Origin of the sequence: Chitinophaga sp. 180180018-3 (genome assembly GCF_037893185.1) — a bacterium.
Lineage (GTDB): Bacteria > Bacteroidota > Bacteroidia > Chitinophagales > Chitinophagaceae > Chitinophaga.
The window spans coordinates 2974949-2992988 of record NZ_CP140772.1; the positions used below are offsets into that span (position 1 = coordinate 2974949).

Genomic DNA, 18040 nt, shown 5'->3' on the forward strand with positions numbered 1-18040 from the left:
TGCTGCGATTTTTGCGGGCAACCCTTTTTGCATGCATTAGCTGTCTTCGTCTTTCTTACTCGCCACATATTGTGAAGGCAGCACCTTAAATTCTTCCTTAAAAAATTTCGAGAATTGCTTGGGATTATTGAATCCCACTTTATAAGCAATCTCCGCGATGGTCATACCGCTTTTTTCCAGCAGCTGGGCGGCCCTTTTCAGCCGGATGCTCCGGATGAATTCCAGGGGCGATTTGCCGGTAAGTGCCAGTATTTTCCGATACAGTGTTACCCGGTTCATATGCATGGCAGCGCTGAAATCTTCTACGGAAAAATCAGGATCGTCCATTTGTTTTTCGATAACGTCGAGCGCACCCTGTAAGAATGTTTCATCTACTGAGGTAACGGTTATCTCCGCAGGATTCACTTCAATCTGCTTCTGGAATTTCTTTTGCAGCAGCTTCTGTTGAGCCAGCAGGTTTTTGATGCGGGAGTCGAGTATTTCAAACGTAAAAGGCTTGGTAATATAATCGTTCGCACCGGCTGCAAAGGCCTGCAGCTGCCGGCCTTCATCACCCACGGCAGTCAGCAGGATAACAGGGATATGCGCCGTAAGTGTTTCCGTTCTGATTTTTTTTACCAGCTCAATACCATCTGCCACCGGCATCATTACGTCGCTTACCACTAAATCGGGGTTGTGCAGTTTTACTTTTTCCCAGCCTTCTTTGCCGTTGACCGCTTCTTCGATATGATACTGGCCTCTCAGGTTGTCTTTCAAATAAAAACGAAGGTCTTCATTATCTTCCACTATTAAAATGGTTTTGAGTTTACTGTTCTTACGGGTTTCCTCCGACAGTATCTGCGCGGCTTCTTCTTCAGCCACCAGCGGGGTAGTACTGCGGGTTACAGGATCATACAACCTCTTCGCAGGAATCCGTACTGTAAAACAGGTACCGGCCCCCGGTGTGCTTTTTACGGTTATGATACCCTGATGTAACTTCACGAATTCCTTTGTGATGGCCAGTCCTATGCCGGTGCCCTGGTTAGCCATGTCTACCGGTACATCTGTCTGAAAGAATCGTTCAAATATTTTTTGCTGCTGGTTTTCAGGAATACCAATGCCGGTATCTTCTACTTCTATAGTAAGTGCGGCATCGTTTTCGGTACCATCGTGGTATGCAAGCCGGAGATACACTGTGCCATTGTCTGGTGTGTATTTGAAAGCATTCGACAACAGATTAAATAAGATCTTCTCCATCTTATCCTTGTCGAAGTATATTTCGAGATGATCAACGCCGGAAGAGAAATTAAAAATTATTTTCTTCTTTTCTGCTATATCCGTAAACGAGCGACTGATATCCCGGATGAATTGTATAATATCGCCCATGGCCAGATGCAGCCTGATGGCCTGTACTTCCATCTTCCTGAAATCGAGTAGCTGGTTAACGAGGTTCAGTAATCTTTTTGCATTGCGCAACACCAGGTGCAGCTGTTTTTGCTGATCGGTGTCACGGGTGTTTTTGATGATGCTGTCTAACGGAGAAATGATCAGGCTGAGTGGTGTACGCAGTTCATGACTGACGTTGGTAAAGAATTTTGTTTTTATCTGTTCTATGCTATGTGCTCTTTCTGCTTCGCGGCGCTGGTGTTCTACTTCATATTTCATGTGTATCCGGTCGAGCGTAATACGTCTTGCCAGCAGAAAGAGGCCGGCAGCTGTAAGCAGATAGATGGCAAAAGCAAAAGGTGTGCGCCAGAAAGGGGGAGCTATGTTGATGTGTAACAATTTGGGCTCACTCCAGGAACCGTCGCTATTGAGGGCTTTCACCTTAAAGGTATAATGTCCCGGATCCAGGTTGGTGTAAGTAGCTTTTCGCTGGTCGCCATCTGCATACAACCAGTCGGTATTAAATCCTTCCAGCATATACGCATATCGCTGATGCGCTTTGTGGCCGTAGTCGAGTGAAGCAAACTCGATAGAAAAAACGTTCTCTTTGTATTTGAGATCGATGCTTTGCAGTTTCGATAATGCCTCTTTTAAAACAACGCGGCCATTTACTGTTTCGCCGGGCTTTATAGTGGTGTTCAGTATTTGCAGGCCGGAGAGCACCAGTTTGGCGCGATTAACGGGCTTGGCAGCGTGGTCGGTATTGATGATGTTAAACCCCGAAGGGCCGCCGAAGATAAGCTCGCCGGTGCTTGTTTTGAGTGCAGCATTATCGTTGAACTCGCGGTTCTGAAGATTGTTGGCTTCGTCGTAGTTAACCACCGACAGCGCCATGTTGTTGTTCCTTTGATGCAGGGTAGCGCTGCATAGTCCGTTGGGTGTGGAAAGCCAGAGACGTTGGTAGTTATCTTCGAGTATATTGAGTACAATGTTGTCGGGAAGACCGTCCGCCATCGTGAACTGCCCGAAGTCGCCGGTCTGCCTGTTGAGCAGATTCAATCCTTCATGGGTGCCTACCCATATTCGTTGCTGGCTGTCTTCCAGCAGGCAGATAACATTGTTATTGCTCAGGCTTTTGGGGCTGGTAGTATGCCGGTAGGTCGCAACAGGCTTTTTATCGGGGGAGAACACCATGACTCCGTACGTAGTGCCAACCCATAGGTTTCCTTTCTGGTCGTCGATCAGCGCGGAGATATAATTGGCCGACTGGTTGCCGGAGCGGTTGCGGTAGAAATGATGGAACCGGCCGGTTTGTTTGTCGAACAGGTCGAGCCCCGCTCCCCAGGTGCCTATCCAAAGATTTTGTTCCCTGTCTTCAAATATCTCCCATACCTTATCATCGGCCAGGGAAGCAGTGTCCTGATCGCTGTGCCGGTAGCGGGTAAACTTTTTGCCATCGAAGCTATTGAGGCCGCCGTAATAAGTGCCTATCCAGAGTGTGTTCTGGTGATCGAGCCACATGCTTACGATGACATTATTGCTTAAACTATTTGGATTGGCAGGATCGTGCAGGTATTGCCGGAAGGTGTTATTTTTCTTATCAAAGTAAATCAGGCCGCCACCGTTGGTGCCGATCCAGATATTGCCCTGTTTGTCTTCCACAAAACGGTTTACATCATCATAAGGAAGGCTGCTGGCTTCTGATTCCCGGTGGCGATAATAAGGGAACTGCTGAATATTGCTGTTGAGATAATTCACGCCCTGCTTATAGGTACCCAGCCACATGATGCTGTTGTCGTCTTTATATAAGGCAATGATGCTGTTTTGACTGAGGCTTTGAGGATTTTTAGGATCATTGAGCAGATAGCTGGTGTGGAAATCTTTCTTTTTATCGATCAGCGTAACGCCGCCATGATCCGTGGCAATCCATATGGTACCATGACTGTCCTGCGTTACCTGGCTGACAAGATTAGATTGCAGCCGGGCCGGGAACGAATTTTCGTTGAATGATCTGACGGAGTTGTCCGGTGGATGAAAAAGCAGCACGCCGCTGGTGAAGCTCCACAGCCAGATGTCGCCGTCGCTGTCGATGAACAGGTTGACCGGGCTTTGACCCTTGGCTTGTTGTAACGCGGTGCTGGTAAACGTAGTTTTACCGGATGGAATATCGTATTCCTGTAGTGTGTTGTTCTGATATAGCAGCCATAATTTATCATTGCCTGTTTCCCTGACAGCAATAATTTTCTGTGCGGGATTGGTTGCTCCAAACGGCCTGACTTTTTTTTCTATGGCTGAATAGCCGAATAAGAGGCCGCTGTCGTAGAGAAACCAGTAACGGTGGTTGTTTCCTTTCGAGATGCTGGCCATTGTTCCATTCGGCAGGCCGAGTGATTGCAGATAATTACTGTAGCTGACGTTGAAGCGTTCCGTACGGGTATCATAAATGCAGGGGCCGCCTTTCGTCACCACCCAGATCTTTTCGTCCGGAAGCTCATACAGGGAGAGTACGTAGTTGTCGGCCAGCGAGGTGCTGTCGTTTTGCCGGTTGCGCAATATCTTACAGGTGTAGCCATCGTACCGGTTAAGGCCGGATACGGTGCCAAACCACAGATACCCTGCTGCGTCTTTGAGAATAGCGGTTACCTGGTTATGAGATAAGCCTGAATAGATATCGAGTTTGGAGAAGTTGTAGGGCGCAACCTGGGTAAAAACCCGGAAAGGGAGCGCTAGTAGCGCGATGACGAGGAAAATGCGCATCATAACGTGTTAAACTTAGAATTTGGTTTGTATGGTATAGGTGCTGATGACAGCCTATGGGGGCTAAGGTAAGGAAATTCGGTATTGAGATGATAGATGGGGGTGGGAATGTTGGGTTTGGGGAAGGGTGGAGTTATAGAGATCGGCTACTATGGCTTGTTGTGTCGTATTGAGGGTGGTTATGAAATAATTGTAATTATGACAATATATGATAATAGGATTGGGTATGGATGTTAAAATGAATCAAGGTTTTTTTAATATGTGTATTAGAAAAGAGGGGCTGCATTTTTGAGGTGCGGGAAAAAATACTCCGGTAGGAGAGGCCTGAGCGGCTATTAATAGCGGAAAGCCGTTCAGACCGCGATTTATAGATTGGGTGGTAGATTAGTGTCTGGTTTTCAGAGTGGGTGAATACTCTTAAATATCACATCAATATAAAAGTGCAAATAGTTGATAAGGGTTACAGCAAGATACTTCGCCTGTTCAATAGACCCAGTTAAAGTTGCAATTATCCCTTCCAATCCAATGGTTTCTCCGCCGTTAACCGTTTCCATTTCCCGGATACTCATTTCTTCGAGCCCGTATTGGCCTGGTTCAAGGAGATTTACTGTTGTTTTCATAAATGTTGATTTTTTATGGTTAAGAAATATGCCTGAGTTAATCAGCGTGCAACTTCAGCTGGGTGGGTAACTTGTTTCAGGCAGCAGACATAATCTGAATTGAGGTTGTGTCGGATGAATTGAACAATGAATTTATTTCTTTGCGGGGAAAATCTATTTATTTATTTTATCCATTACGGCTTTTATTATTCATTTTGTTCAATCGATACTGCGAAAAGAATGTAGCTCAAATAGAATATTATCCGCGTCCCATCGTTTTGATAGTTTTTTTATAATATAAAATCAATGAATAAGCCCTGAACCATACGTATTATCACGGTCGAAGAACATCTCCCATTCTCCGAAATGGCTGCTCAAATCCCGGGGGGAAGCGCTTGGTAATTTGGGCCAGTCGCCATGTATGCAGCAATTAGTTTCCCTACAGTCCTTAAATCGGTATACCTGGCTTTACAGGAAGCGTCAAAAAAATGGACCATGCCCATTAGAAGCCTGGGCATGATCCTCAATCAGTTTTTAACTGTTTTTGATAAAAGGGTGAGCATCTAATTATTTATCTGACTCTCCGATTTTTGAGTTTACACACCTAGTGAATTACTCGATAAGAAATTAGATATATATGTAAGTAAATTTTCCCATTGACTGTGATAATATGCGACCATATTGTTGAGAACGGAGATAGTATACGTATTAATATACATAGTGGTCTTCTCAACATCAATAACTATATCCGTAATGAGTCCTCCGCCGTTAACTGCTTCCATTTCCCCGATATTCATTTCATCGAACCCGTATTGGCCTGGTTCGATGAGACCTACCGTTGTTTTCATAAATATTTATTTTGATGATTAAGAAATATACCTAAATTAATCAGCGTGCCACTTCAGCTGAGTGGGTAACCTGTTTCAGGCAGAAGACGTAATCTAAATTGAGGTATTAGCGGATGAATTTATTTCTTTGCAGGAAGAATCTATTTGTTTATTTTATCCAATACGGCTTTTCTTATTCATTTTGTTCAATCGACACTGTTTAGATAATACCGGTCTTCCTGCTGCTAATCTGGAGAAAATAGCATATCGCAATGCAGAACGTGTTGTAGCTTTACTAAGCTTGTTTAAAATATCGTCGGTAGAAGAGCAGGTAAGCCGCTGCAAAAGAAACCGGCAACAACCAGTAAATACCGTTATACATAATGCTCCAGAACAACCCTCCGAACAACAGGAATACCGTGAGCAGGTATTTGCGCATATGATCGCCGTAATAATAGCAAATACTACGTAGCAACTGCGTATAACCGAGTGCGGAAAGGAAGAGCAGGATGCTGTTGGGAAACCGGAACGAAAAGAGCAGCCACGACAGTTCCGGCAGCAACAGTATAACATGTGTAAGCAGCGAATAAACAAAAATACGTGCCCGGCTATACGGAAAGTTGCGCAGGAACCCGAGGTAATATTGCTCGAACTGTTGTTCCTGGAAAATCAGCACGGCATGCGCCATTACAATCAGGAGCATCGCCAAACCGGCCACGCGGAGATCCTGTGGCATATCTTCAAGAAAATGAAAGAAATGTGAGCCGATAATAATAGCTGTTGCTACCTTGGTGAGGATATATACAATTTTCTTCTTGTCAAGGATGTGGTATATAAAGAGACTGAATAAAGGTTTCCGCCATTGCATCGTAAAACGAAGCAGCCAGGAAGAAGGAGAGGGGGTATCGATAAAACGGTTGGATTGTTGTATATAAATAACAGCCCCCGCGGTTGTCAATATCAACAGATAAAGAAATATAATAACGGGAAACAAATAGTGATGCCATATACAGCCTATGCACAAGGCAAATATAGCGTACACAAAGGCCGGTGCATTGATCAGCAGCTGCACATAAAACCAGCTGATGAATTGTTTGCGTACCGGCATGGCATTGGCGCTGTAAAAAATAAATTGTTGTTCACCAGCCGCTAATTGCAGCATAACATATTGCCAGCTTTTGATATTGTATATCAGGCAGACGATGAAAAACAACAACAGGATAAACGGATTACTGATCAGTGTAATAGTGATCAGTTGCTGGAAGTAGGAAAGGAATTCCGCCCGTACATCGCCGGCAGTATTAATGAAAAAGGCATAGCTCACAAAGGTTACAAAAAGGAAGAGTAGCAGGCCGGCATGTATCTTGAAAAAGCCCCGGGAAAATATACGCGTCAGTACAATGGTAAGAGGCTGTTTCATGCATGTACCAGTTTGAGCGTTTGCGAAGCCACCAACAGGGTGGCGCTGGTACGTACAATCTCTCCTTCAGGAGGCTGGTGCGACGATAGCAGAAAACTCACGCCCTGCCTGTGGCTTTCCTGTATCCAGTTGTACAGGATCTGCAATGAAGCTTCATCCATTGTAATAAGCGGTTCATCCAGCAATATGAGTTGAGGGTTACCAGTAAACGCAAGTACCAATGAGAGCTTTTTGAGCATACCGCTGGAGTAGGTATGGATCGGATCATGGATGTAGTCCTGCATTTGCATGCTATCTATATAACTCCCGGCCTGAGAGGCATTACCTTTTTTTGCTGCTGTAAAGAGGGCCACCATATCCTGCCCGGTAAGATAGGGAGGAAACACCGGCTCGGCCTCCGCGAAGTTAACCAAACCACGGTATGCCTTTGTTTGCTGCTTTAGCGACAAAGTGTTGTTGAGTACTATCTGGCCTTCGAAGTGAAGCAGTCCGGCAAGGGATTTTAACAGCGTGCTTTTGCCGGAGCCGTTTGCACCTTTTACCCAATAAATACCGGGATTGATATCGAGATCATCAACGGAGAGTATTAACCGGTGATGATAGTATTTTTTGAATTGTTTGATATGCAGCATGAATTGTAATATAACATATCTCCGGTATATAGCTTTTCGTATTTTACTAAAGACTAAAACCTGAATCGAAACACATTCAGGTGCCTGCCTTCAATCCGGGTGCTGATACTCCGTACTTTTTCAGCGCCCATTTTTATATAAAAGCCTTCGGCATTAGGATCTGACTCAACGTCCACTATGGGTTCATTCATGGCCAGGCAACGGTTCCGGAGGTCAGTAAATGCTTCCTTCCCTAAACCCTTTCCAATAAATTCAGGCAACATCCAAAAGTAACCGATGTACAGTTGTTTTTCTTTGTATTCAAGCGCATAGAAGCCCGCCAGTATATCTTCATTGATAATCTTAATAACCTGGTTCTTACTGATATATTCAGGAGTGATCGTAAGATCCTCTGTCCAGAGTTGTATCCACTCTTCCGGGTAATCCCAGTAGCGTTTGGAATGGAAAGCTATTTGGGTGAGCGGGTCAGCATCACTAATTTCAGCGGGAATGTATTTTATATGTTGGGTCATACAGCATATTTCAGGCAATATTATATCTGCAAATTAAAGCTATTTAAGTGTAGAAAAAGTTAAAGCAGGGTTGTAAGAGAAAACTTACAACCCTGCTTGTCGTTCTATAGTTTTAATTTCAGTCCACCATTAACAACAAAGCCATCCAGCGGAGCATATATATCCCGGAACACCGGATGCGTGACAGTGCCGGTATAGATGGTGTCGAACCTGGTTTGCCGGGTATCCAGCATGTTTTCGAAGTTGACAAACAAGGAAAACCGCTCCCATAGCTTTTCCGCCATAAATCCACATATCCAGTACGGTTTGCCGGTACTGCCATCGTTCAGTGCCTGCTGGCTGTAGTAGTAGGCTTCCAGTCCCACTTTCCATTTCTCCTCTTTTTCGTACATCAGTACATTGTTCAACCGGTGACGGGCAGTCAATGGGTTTTCCATGACCCTGCCGTTATTATTCAGTTGCGCATCTGTAAAGGTATAGCCAAGATATAGTTTGAAGTCGCCGTATCCTATTTTTACATTGGTTTCCCAGCCCCTGGTTTTAATATAACCAGCTGCATTCTCCAGTCGGAATAGATGTGCAGCTGCATTTGTCAACAGTAGCGGATCGTTGATACGGGTGTAGAAAAACAACTGGTTAAAGCTGAAGCTGAATTTATCGTCAAAGAAGGAGGTATGATAATTTACATCAACATTGGCGCCATACGATCGCTCCAGTTTATTAGCATCACTGCTAACGGGAAGCACACCCTGGTATTGAATCCGCTCCGTTTCTTCCGTAAATATAGTCGGTGTTTTGTAACCGAGGCCTCCGCCGATGCGGGACGATACTTTCGGCGATATCTTAAACAAGGCAGAGAGCCGCGGCAACAGCACCAGTCCGTAATCCGCTACATAATCGCCCCTGAGCCCCGTTTCCAGTTGCAGCCAGTTACTGGTCTTCCAGGTATTCTGTATAAACGCACCCATAGTACGCTGATCGTAGTTGCGCCTGGGTACGGTGTCGGTTGGTGTCTCCCTGAAATTATCAGTATAAACATTCAGCCCCATTACCCATTCCAGACGCTCCCGGCTATGGTGGTAAGTTGCTTCTGTATAAGACGACCATTGTTTGCCGTCAAATACATAGCCGGGAATACGTATGGTGCGGTTGAAGTTGTTGATGGAATTTTTTACAGCCACACTGCTGTTATCAGTGAATTGATGCTCGAAGGCCAATTGCGTAGATACCCGCTGGCTGTTATTCTTCTCAAAATAACTGTGCACATCATTTCCCTGTCCCCTGATATATAAAATATCCCCGCCTGTACGATCTTCTGTCGTGAAACTGATGCCTGCATTTAATTTAGTATTGGCGTTGAAATACAGGAACAGCCTGGGATTGAGCACATACCGCTCAAATTTTGGAATGGCGGTAAACCCGGTATTGGAAGGATCATATGCCCGGTTGCTGTTGCGCGAGGCAAAAACGGTCACACCAACTTTCTCAAATCGCTGTCCGTAATATCCGCTCAGATCAAGTCCGCCTGCCGATGTACCATTGACCAGGAATCTGAGTTCCCGGTTTTCTGTTGGCACTTTGGAAATCAGGTTTACCAACCCCGCTATGGCCCCGCCACCATATAAAGTGGAAGATGAGCCTTTAATTACTTCCACCTGTTTCAAGTCCATCGGAGGCGTCTGCAACAGGCCAAGACCGCCGGAAAAGCCGGCATACAACGGAAATCCATCTTTAAGGATCTGTGTATAGCGTCCGTCCAGTCCCTGAATCCGGATACTGGAGTTCGCTGACGTGGCCGATACCTGTTGCGTTTGGATGCCGGTGCTTTCATTCAGCATCATACGGATATCTCCGGGCTTCATGTTTCCCTTTTCTTCCAGCTCTTCCCCATTTATAAATTCAACGCGGGTAGGGATATCCTTTATGCTGCGATTACTACGGGTAGAAGATATCATTACTTCTTCTATTTCCCTGCCTGCTCTTTCCAGCGATATGGTTAGCAGCGCTTCCTGCTGCGGAAAAACGATCGTGTCAGTTTTTTCCTGGTAGCCCATAAACCGGAAAATAATCACCTGCTTTCCGGATGGAATGTCTTTTATGCTGACTATCCCTTTTTCGTTCGACTGTGCGCCATTGCTGGTGCCAGCCAGCAAAGCCGTTGCGCCAGGCAATGGCTCTTTCGTATCCGCATCTTTTATAACGGCCGTGAGGGTATGCTGAGCTCCTGCCTGCTGGGCAAAGCCCAGCAGGAGCATAATGGTTAAAATACGCTTCATCCTGATGTTTAATATTTGTCTGATAGCAATGCCTTATCTGCCTGCACAAAAGGCGGGCAAATCTATTTCTTTAATCATGATAAGTACTTATGCTAACCGGGGAGGTTGCCACACGGAAGCCGTGAATCCAGGGAGGGAGCAGGCAATGTAATTAAAGGAGAAACTGCTGAGAATAATCACCCGGGCACTCAGACCGGGGGTAAAGTCAGGAACCACCACTCCGTGGCAGGTATTACAGGAAAAAAAAGGACTGCAGGGAAGTTCCTGCCTGTGGTGGTTATGATGAGTTTCCTTGCCGGCCATTTCCTCGCAACATTGATCATCTCCGCAGCAGGGAATGGCCGACAAAGTCAGTACATACAACGACAATAATATCATCAACCATCTCATAGAAGCAAATATACAAACACCATCATTAACCTGCAATGTCTTTCAAAAAATCAATCAACGAATCCGGTCGAATTTATTGCCGTCATTGATTAATAAGCGGTTTCACTTTCAATACCATCTCTTCCGCCGATCCCGCTCCAGGGCTTTAATTTCAAATACTTTCAGGGCATTTTCCAGCTGCGTTAACTTCCCGTTGTTGCCTTGTTCCTGGTACGCTTTTCTAAGCACGCGGATTTTTTCAAAATCCTGTATTCCTTCTATCAGTTTCTCAAAGCGGATGGAACTCATCGGTCCGGGATAAACCTGGTAGGTATCTCCTGCAGGGAACTTGTGATTACGGCTGTCTGTGAGCGGATTGGCTGTCCAGCTGTTGTAAGCCCAGCGCAGGTATCCGTCCATGTGCTGAGCTGCTGTATACCAGCCCATCCAAACATGCTCCGCAGGTGGTGAAAACGTAAAGCCGTTGGGATATTTTTCTACGCAACAGGTATACCAGGTGCTGGTTTTTCCCTGCTGTGTTCTTTGCGGTAATACATCTGCCGGAAATTTATGTACAGATGCTAAACAATAGTCATCAATATCTTTCTCAATGTCGGCGTGATATTCTCCGGCCAGGGCTATCTTCCAGTCTTTGTCGATTCCCTTCAGCAATTTAATAACGGCTTTCATGGCATCCATGGGGCGCTCATCCATGGCGATGGTTGTTTTTGCAAACCAGCCTTTGGCTTTCAGATGGCGGGTGAAATCTTTCAGCATAGGTGTCCAGAAGGCATTGTATTCGTCGGAGCCGATCTTGCCGGTAAACACGGTATCGCGGCCGAGGCCTTCGTCGTAATATTGAAATGCCACTTTCCACGGCACCATACTGTAGCAATTGATGCGCTGATCAATGCCTGTGCCCATGACAAAGCTGATGTATTGATCGAACAGGCTATAGTCGTACTGCCAGCTGCCGTCTTTCTTTCTGGTCCATTTGATAAGGCTGGGATAATCATCGTAGGTCTGATGCCCCCAGGGCTCATTCACAATGCCTGCGGTGATACATTTCTGGCCGGCTTTTGCCAGCATGGTATAATACCCGCGCATCAGGTTAAAGTGAGCATCGCTCCAGAGTGGTACCTGATGTACCCGCGCCACCGCAGCCGGATGTTGCCACAGATCGAGCTGAAAAGCCCATTGGGAAGGAGGGGGCAGCACCTTATCCAGTACTTTAACGATGAGTTTTAGCTGATAAGTTTTACCGGCTTTTACAGAGATGGTGCCCGCATAGTTACCTGCCTGCGCGTTTGCGGGAATAGTGATGCTGATCCAGAAAGGTTGCACCTGTTGTGGTTTCAGCTGGCCCTGGTGATGCTGCATGTCAATGATGTCTTCCACCAGCGACGAGTCCGGGTCGTTTTGCTGGATCTGTCCGCAGCCGTAGCTGCGATCGCCGGTTCTTACGTAGTTTACGAGCCCGATCTGGACATTTTCAGGAGGAATTACCGCCCCGCCTGTGGATTTCAGCGTACCGGCAATTGCTTCCACAGGTACGTCTTTCGTAGCCCATACACCAAGCTGGGTATGGATCTTTTCGTTCTTCCAGGCTACGAGCGTTATTGTACTCATCGGATTTTCTTCCGGAACACGATCGGGTGCATAATGCCTGTTGCTGTTCAGGAAGCCAACACCTACGCCGTTTTTCAGCGCCTGCCACTGAGCATTTTTTTCAGCGGGCGTCATAACCGGATCTCTTTGCTGGGCCAGGCTTACATCCTGGGCAGAAGATACCGCCGTGTTGAGCAATAAGCCAACGGCCAAAATACAATGTAGGTTCATGAAAGGAATGCGGTACTTTTTCTTTCCCTGAATGAGGGCAGTATTACCATCCAGCGTGGTAATAGCAGTTTTTTCATTGTTCTCCATAACGTTGAATATAAGGTTGATCATGGTCACAGTGCTTACTGTGTTACCGGCAAATATAGATGATTTATGTGGTTAATGCCAGCTGAAAAGAAGAAGCCCCCGGAAGGGGGCTTGTGGTGAATACTTTATGTGCGCTGCAACAATAGCTGATTAGCTTTTTATTTGCTCTTTTATTTTATGCAGCCAGTTTTTATAAGCATTTTTCTGAGCTGTAATGCTCTTCTGTGCCTGATTCTGCAGGCGTTTTAATTGTTTCTCCAGTTTGTCTATTTCAGACTGTGCCTCCTTCTTTTTGTCATCTGCAGCCTGGTTCCATTCCGCCTTTTTAGCATCAATTTTTGCCTGTAATTCCTGTTCCTGTTTGGCGTACAGCTTTTCTAATTCCTCCTCTACGCTGTAACGCTTAATTTCTGCAATGCCCGACAGACTGGTATTAATGGCAGCTTCCCATTCTTCGTTTACGTGCGCTACTACTACATTTTGGCCGTTCTCCATTGTTTTTGAAATTTCATGAAGATAAGCCTGCTGAAAATCTTCATCGTCCCAATCGGCAGCAGAGCCTACCAGTGCGCCGAGAGATGTTCCAAACAGGAAACCAACCGGCCCCGCCAGCAAGCCAATGAGGCCTCCGAAAAGACTACCATACAGCGTGTTGGAAGCGTCTGCGCCTTTGCTGTCTTTAACGGAAGTGTTGCCATTGGCGTCTTTCTGTAATACAAATATTTCTGCAACATCTACATCTCCTTTGGCATTGAGGTTTTGAAGGGTGTCCACTACTTTATAAGCATTGTTCTCGTCGGTGGTAAGAAACTGGATAATCTTTTCCATAAACTAAAATGTTTAATTGATTGAAATAGTAACGAAAGGAACCTGATTAAATATAGTTTAACTTTCCGGATAAAGCATCAGCGGCGATTGTAAAGGAATTATTATTTATCAGGTATCCATACCAGATGGATCCCGTTGTAAAACCGGTTATATAGTCAGCCTGCCATTTATCCAGCCTGCTTGATGATTTAAGCATTTATATTTATTTTTAATTTAACTATTACCAACCAACCATTAAACATTAGCAAATGAAAAGAGCACTTTCGGCCGCAAGCGGCCTGTTGCTGTATGCAACCTCCTGTTTGTCGCAGGATAGCAACCCAAAAACGAATGCCCCTTCCTTCGGCGTCGGCAGTGAAGTATCCAATTACCCAGGCGTTCAATGGATCAAGGGCGCCCCGGTTACTAAATTTGAAAAGGATAAAATTTATGTAGTGGAATGCTGGGCTACCTGGTGCGGACCATGCGTAGGAAATATTCCTCATCTGAACGACCTGGCAAAGAAGTTTGCAGGGAAAATTGTCGTTGTTGGCCAGGATGTTTTTGAAGATGATAAGGCGGAGGTTGAAAAATTTGTGAAGGAGCAGGGCGACGGGATGAGCTACCGTGTGGCATTTGGTGGAGGCGAGGATGGCGATTTTAATAAGAAATGGCTCGAGCCGGCCGGTGTAAGAGGTATCCCGCATGCATTTGTTATCCAGGATAACAAAGTGGTTTGGACGGCGCATCCGGCTGAATTCAGTGAAGCCGCTTTCCAGATGCTGGTAGACCGGAAATTTACCATTGCAGCAGCTAAAGCAGTAAGCCCTTTAGGAGAGATTGGCCAGATTGATTCCCTGATACAAATGGCAAAATATGATGAAGCCGGTACCAGGATTGAAACATTCATTAAGGCAAATCCACATGCTGATATGGGCTTTTATTCGAAAATGACGCTGCTGCAAAAACAGGGTAAAAATGCGGAGGCCATAGCATTTGCAAAGGAGTTGTCTGTCAGTCATCCGAAAGTAGGTAAACCAATGTATTACGACGCACTGGCAACGGCCAAAGATTATAATACCCTGATGGCACTCACCGGCGCCGACCTGGAGAAGAAGCCGGATGATGTAAGCACTATATTTACACGTTACCGCATTTTTGTAGAGCAGAATGATTATAAAAGCGCTGCGGCAATGATTAACAAGGCAACAACAGCTTCTGCGGATGTAAAAACCCTGTCTACCCTCGCTATGCTGAATAAGTACCTCCCTGAAGCTAAGAAAGGTACGGAGGCGGAAGCGGCCATGTTAAAAGCTGGCCGGAAAGCATTAAACCTGAAACCCGGAAACCTTCAACTGGCAATGACAGTTGCTGAAATGCTGTGGGACAATGATAAGAACGGCGCTAAAACTGTGATAGCCAGTACTGCGGATGCCATGAAGAAAGATCCAAAACAGGCGAAGCTTGCCGGTGTTGCGGGTAATGTAAAGGAGTCACTTGATAAGGGCGTTTTCCCGGACATGAAGCAGGTACGTGAATGGTATAAGGATGCTTCAAAATAACAGCTGTTATAATGGAAAAAATCCCGGACCTTTACCCGGGATTTTTTCTATTGATACCCCGCTTTACAGTGATTGATTATCAGTCCGGGCAAAAGATTGCTTGCAGATGGCTGTTTTCCGGGAAGTAGCAGCACTATCCTAAAACCTTACTTACGGGCAACGATGTAAGCCCTCTTATAAAATTACTGCTCCGCGTTGATATCCCTTCTATTGAGGTTTGGAAATGATTCTTCCAATGAGTTGAAATATTTCATGAAGATTGCAAAAATATTCAATTAGGCAACCATTGCACATGCCTTATTGCCTTCCAAATAAAATCTTCCTTATTTCATTGATATATCAATTATATTTGCATCAATAATATAAGTTGTGAAAGATGAAGTCTGAACAAACAGTGTTTTATTATATTGAAAGGGCGATAAAGTCGTACCGCCAATTCGTGCAAAGAAATATAACAGAAAAAGGCTTTGAAACCACGATAGATCAGGGGTTGATATTGAGCATCATCCAGAATAACCCCGGTATCACACAGCAGCAAATAGCAATCGCTGCGTTCAAGGACCATGCTTCTGTCACCCGTATCATCGAAAATCTGGTGAGCAAACAAATCCTGAAACGCGAGTTTCACGCGGAAGACAGAAGGCGCTTTCACCTGACCATCACTCCGTATGGATTAAAGATGCTGCAGCAAATGAAGCCGGTTGTCAATGCCTACCGGAAGAAAGCACTACAGGGTATTACGGCACAGGAAATTGAATTGGTGAAAAATATACTTCACAGAATAAGTGAAAATTGTCAGTGATGATCAACGCCCGCTTTACGCTATCGTGCCTGCTGGTAGCTGCACAATTAGTTATTGCAGTGCCTTCAGCCGATGCTCAGTCTGCCGATACCATAACACAGGACGATCGCTATGAAGCCTATCTCAGGGTTCATACGCTTGTCAGCGGAACCTACATCCGGCCTCATTGGCTGGTGGCCGGCGACCGCTTTTGGTTTGCCACAGGCAGGCCGGACAGCACCGTTATCTATGAGGTTGACGCTAAACGTAACACAAAAAAAGAGCTTTCTGATAAAGCCAGGCTGAATGCGATGCAGGAGAAAGCGGAGGATCCATTGTCGCTGCCGTCTCCGGATAAACAACAATCTGTTTTTGTTCAGGACAATAATCTATGGCTGCGTAATACAGGGGCCGGGGCGCCAAAGCAGCTGACAGACAACGGTATCGCAGACAACGCGTGGAGCATAGCCGATGCTGCCTGGTCGCCGGATGGTGCGCAGCTGCTTGTCCGCCAATCAGACGACCGGAACGTATACCATCTCCCCATTATCAATTATTCAAAGCCTTTGGAAGATGTTGAATGGGACGTATATGCCAGAACAGGAGATAGCCTGGAAATACCTCACCTTTATGTAATTGACACCAGGTCCGGCAAACAGGTAAAGATAGCAATGGGTGGCAGTCCGCAGCAATACGTTTATCCGCTGGGGTGGACACCTGATGGGGCGGCTGTGATTTTTATGCGGATGAACCGCCAGGGAAATGATTTAACGCTGCTGACAGCGGATCCTAACACAGGTGCCAGCAGCGTCATACTGATGGAGCAACAAAATACTTTTGTTGGCGGATTGGATTTCATCATAGACAAATGGCGGCGTCAATTCACGCTATTGAAAGATGGTAAACGTTTTATCTGGATGTCGGAGCGCAGCGGCTGGCGCCATCTTTACCTGTATGATATGCGCGGGAAATTAATCCGCCAGCTAACGGATGGTACTTTCCCTGTTATACAGGTGGTGAAGGTAGATGAGAAAAATGGATGGATCTATTTTACGGCCAATGCGGAGACTAATCTTTATTACACTAATCTCTACCGGATAAATCTGGAAGGCAAAAACATGCAACGGCTAACGAGTGCCAGTGGCGCGCATTACATTCAGTTCTCGCCGGGGGGCAACTATTTCCTGGATACGCATTCTACCATCAGCGAACCTCCGGTGGTGGAGCTGCGCCGCGCGAATGGGCAGCTACTGCAGGTAGTAAGAACAGCAGACACGAGCCGGCTTCGGCGCATTGGCTGGAACCCGCCGGAGAGCTTCGTCGTAAAAGCTGCTGATGGGAAAACAGATCTGTATGGGATCCTCTATAAGCCATACAACTTCGATCCAAATAAAAAATATCCCGTCATTAATGTGATCTATGCCGGTCCTTTTATGACAATCGTGCCCAATGGATTCATGCCTAACAGCTCTTTGTCTATCCAGGCACAGGCACTGGCACAGGCCGGATACATTACCTTCCTGGTAGATGGGCGGGGTACTACTGAAAGGAGTAAAGCTTTCCAGGATGTGGTGTTTAATAATATCGGGAGGAATGAGATTCCCGACCAGGTAGCTGCTTTAAGGCAGCTGGCTGAGAAACGGCCTTATATGGACCTCACAAGAGTAGGCGTTTACGGCCATTCCTGGGGTGGATATTTTACAGAACGTGCTATGCTGACAGCCCCCGATGTTTACCGGGTAGGTGTTGCTTCCTCGGCAGGAGAGGTCAATGAAGGTGCAGAGATCCACGAGCCCTACATTGGGCTGCCGCAGAACAATAAGGCGGTTTATGACTATGCCGCCAATAACAAACTTGCTGCTAATCTTAAGGGCAAATTACTCCTTATTCATGGCACCAGTGATGTCAACGCGCCATTTTCTGCAACAGTGAGAATGATAGCTGCACTCATTAAGGCAGGTAAACCATACGATCTCCTGCTATTACCATTGCAAACTCATTTTTTTGAAGGAACAAGTGAAAAATATGCCAACGAAGCCATACGGCGGTATTTCGATAAAAATCTGAAGCCATAAGGGAATTACGGGTTTCAGGTCAGGAACCAGGAGTTGAGTTGAAGAGAAGAATTGAATGCTTCCCTTCGATGTTTAATTAGTCCTCCTTCCGCCATGCTTAATTATCCCTTTCGGGTTGCTGATTTGGAATCC

13 protein-coding genes are annotated in these 18040 nt (G+C 45.8%); 3 read left to right on the plus strand and 10 right to left on the minus strand.

Annotation, left to right across the window (positions count from 1 at the left end; all coding sequences use genetic code 11):
• Window positions 1-36 precede the first annotated feature (36 nt).
• The 10 genes from UNH61_RS11630 to UNH61_RS11675 all read right to left on the minus strand — a co-directional run bounded on the left by UNH61_RS11630 (window position 37) and on the right by UNH61_RS11675 (window position 13511).
• A complete protein-coding gene (locus tag UNH61_RS11630; RefSeq protein WP_339071041.1) occupies window positions 37-4125 on the minus strand; it encodes a two-component regulator propeller domain-containing protein in 4089 nt (1362 codons plus the stop codon).
• Between the two features lie 395 nt (window positions 4126-4520).
• Entirely contained in the window at window positions 4521-4742 is a 222-nt protein-coding gene (locus UNH61_RS11635) for a hypothetical protein (protein WP_339071043.1), read from the minus strand.
• Between the two features lie 575 nt (window positions 4743-5317).
• The gene (locus UNH61_RS11640) at window positions 5318-5569 is read right to left on the minus strand and encodes a hypothetical protein (RefSeq protein ID WP_339071044.1); all 252 of its coding nucleotides are present in this window, start codon (window positions 5567-5569) and stop codon (window positions 5318-5320) included.
• A 274-nt stretch (window positions 5570-5843) separates the two neighbouring features.
• Window positions 5844-6968, minus strand: coding sequence for a hypothetical protein (locus UNH61_RS11645; protein ID WP_339071045.1), 1125 nt, complete (start codon window positions 6966-6968; stop codon window positions 5844-5846).
• Window positions 6965-7600: an ATP-binding cassette domain-containing protein gene (locus tag UNH61_RS11650; RefSeq protein ID WP_339071046.1), complete on the minus strand. Its 636-nt coding sequence runs from the start codon at window positions 7598-7600 to the stop codon at window positions 6965-6967. Before UNH61_RS11650 ends, UNH61_RS11645 begins: the two co-directional genes overlap by 4 nt.
• A gap of 53 nt (window positions 7601-7653) precedes the next feature.
• On the minus strand, window positions 7654-8112 hold the full coding sequence (locus UNH61_RS11655) for a GNAT family N-acetyltransferase (RefSeq protein ID WP_339071047.1): 459 nt from the start codon (window positions 8110-8112) through the stop codon (window positions 7654-7656).
• Between the two features lie 104 nt (window positions 8113-8216).
• The gene (locus UNH61_RS11660) at window positions 8217-10388 is read right to left on the minus strand and encodes a TonB-dependent receptor (protein WP_339071048.1); all 2172 of its coding nucleotides are present in this window, start codon (window positions 10386-10388) and stop codon (window positions 8217-8219) included.
• A gap of 87 nt (window positions 10389-10475) precedes the next feature.
• Complete coding sequence (locus UNH61_RS11665; RefSeq protein ID WP_339071049.1) at window positions 10476-10778, minus strand: hypothetical protein; 303 nt, start codon at window positions 10776-10778, stop codon at window positions 10476-10478.
• Between the two features lie 108 nt (window positions 10779-10886).
• The gene (locus UNH61_RS11670; RefSeq protein ID WP_339071051.1) at window positions 10887-12707 is read right to left on the minus strand and encodes a glycoside hydrolase domain-containing protein; all 1821 of its coding nucleotides are present in this window, start codon (window positions 12705-12707) and stop codon (window positions 10887-10889) included.
• Window positions 12708-12833: 126 nt separating this feature from the next.
• Entirely contained in the window at window positions 12834-13511 is a 678-nt protein-coding gene (locus tag UNH61_RS11675; RefSeq protein ID WP_339071053.1) for a DUF1269 domain-containing protein, read from the minus strand.
• Window positions 13512-13759: 248 nt separating this feature from the next.
• Between UNH61_RS11675 and UNH61_RS11680 the strand changes: the two genes are divergently transcribed.
• The 3 genes from UNH61_RS11680 to UNH61_RS11690 all read left to right on the plus strand — a co-directional run bounded on the left by UNH61_RS11680 (window position 13760) and on the right by UNH61_RS11690 (window position 17908).
• A complete protein-coding gene (locus UNH61_RS11680) occupies window positions 13760-15052 on the plus strand; it encodes a TlpA disulfide reductase family protein (protein ID WP_339071054.1) in 1293 nt (430 codons plus the stop codon).
• 376 nt (window positions 15053-15428) lie between these two features.
• Entirely contained in the window at window positions 15429-15854 is a 426-nt protein-coding gene (locus UNH61_RS11685) for a MarR family transcriptional regulator (protein WP_339071055.1), read from the plus strand.
• Window positions 15854-17908 (plus strand): DPP IV N-terminal domain-containing protein, encoded by a 2055-nt coding sequence (locus UNH61_RS11690; RefSeq protein ID WP_339071056.1) that lies wholly within the window; start codon window positions 15854-15856, stop codon window positions 17906-17908. Before UNH61_RS11685 ends, UNH61_RS11690 begins: the two co-directional genes overlap by 1 nt.
• The last annotated feature ends 132 nt before the right edge of the window (window positions 17909-18040 follow it).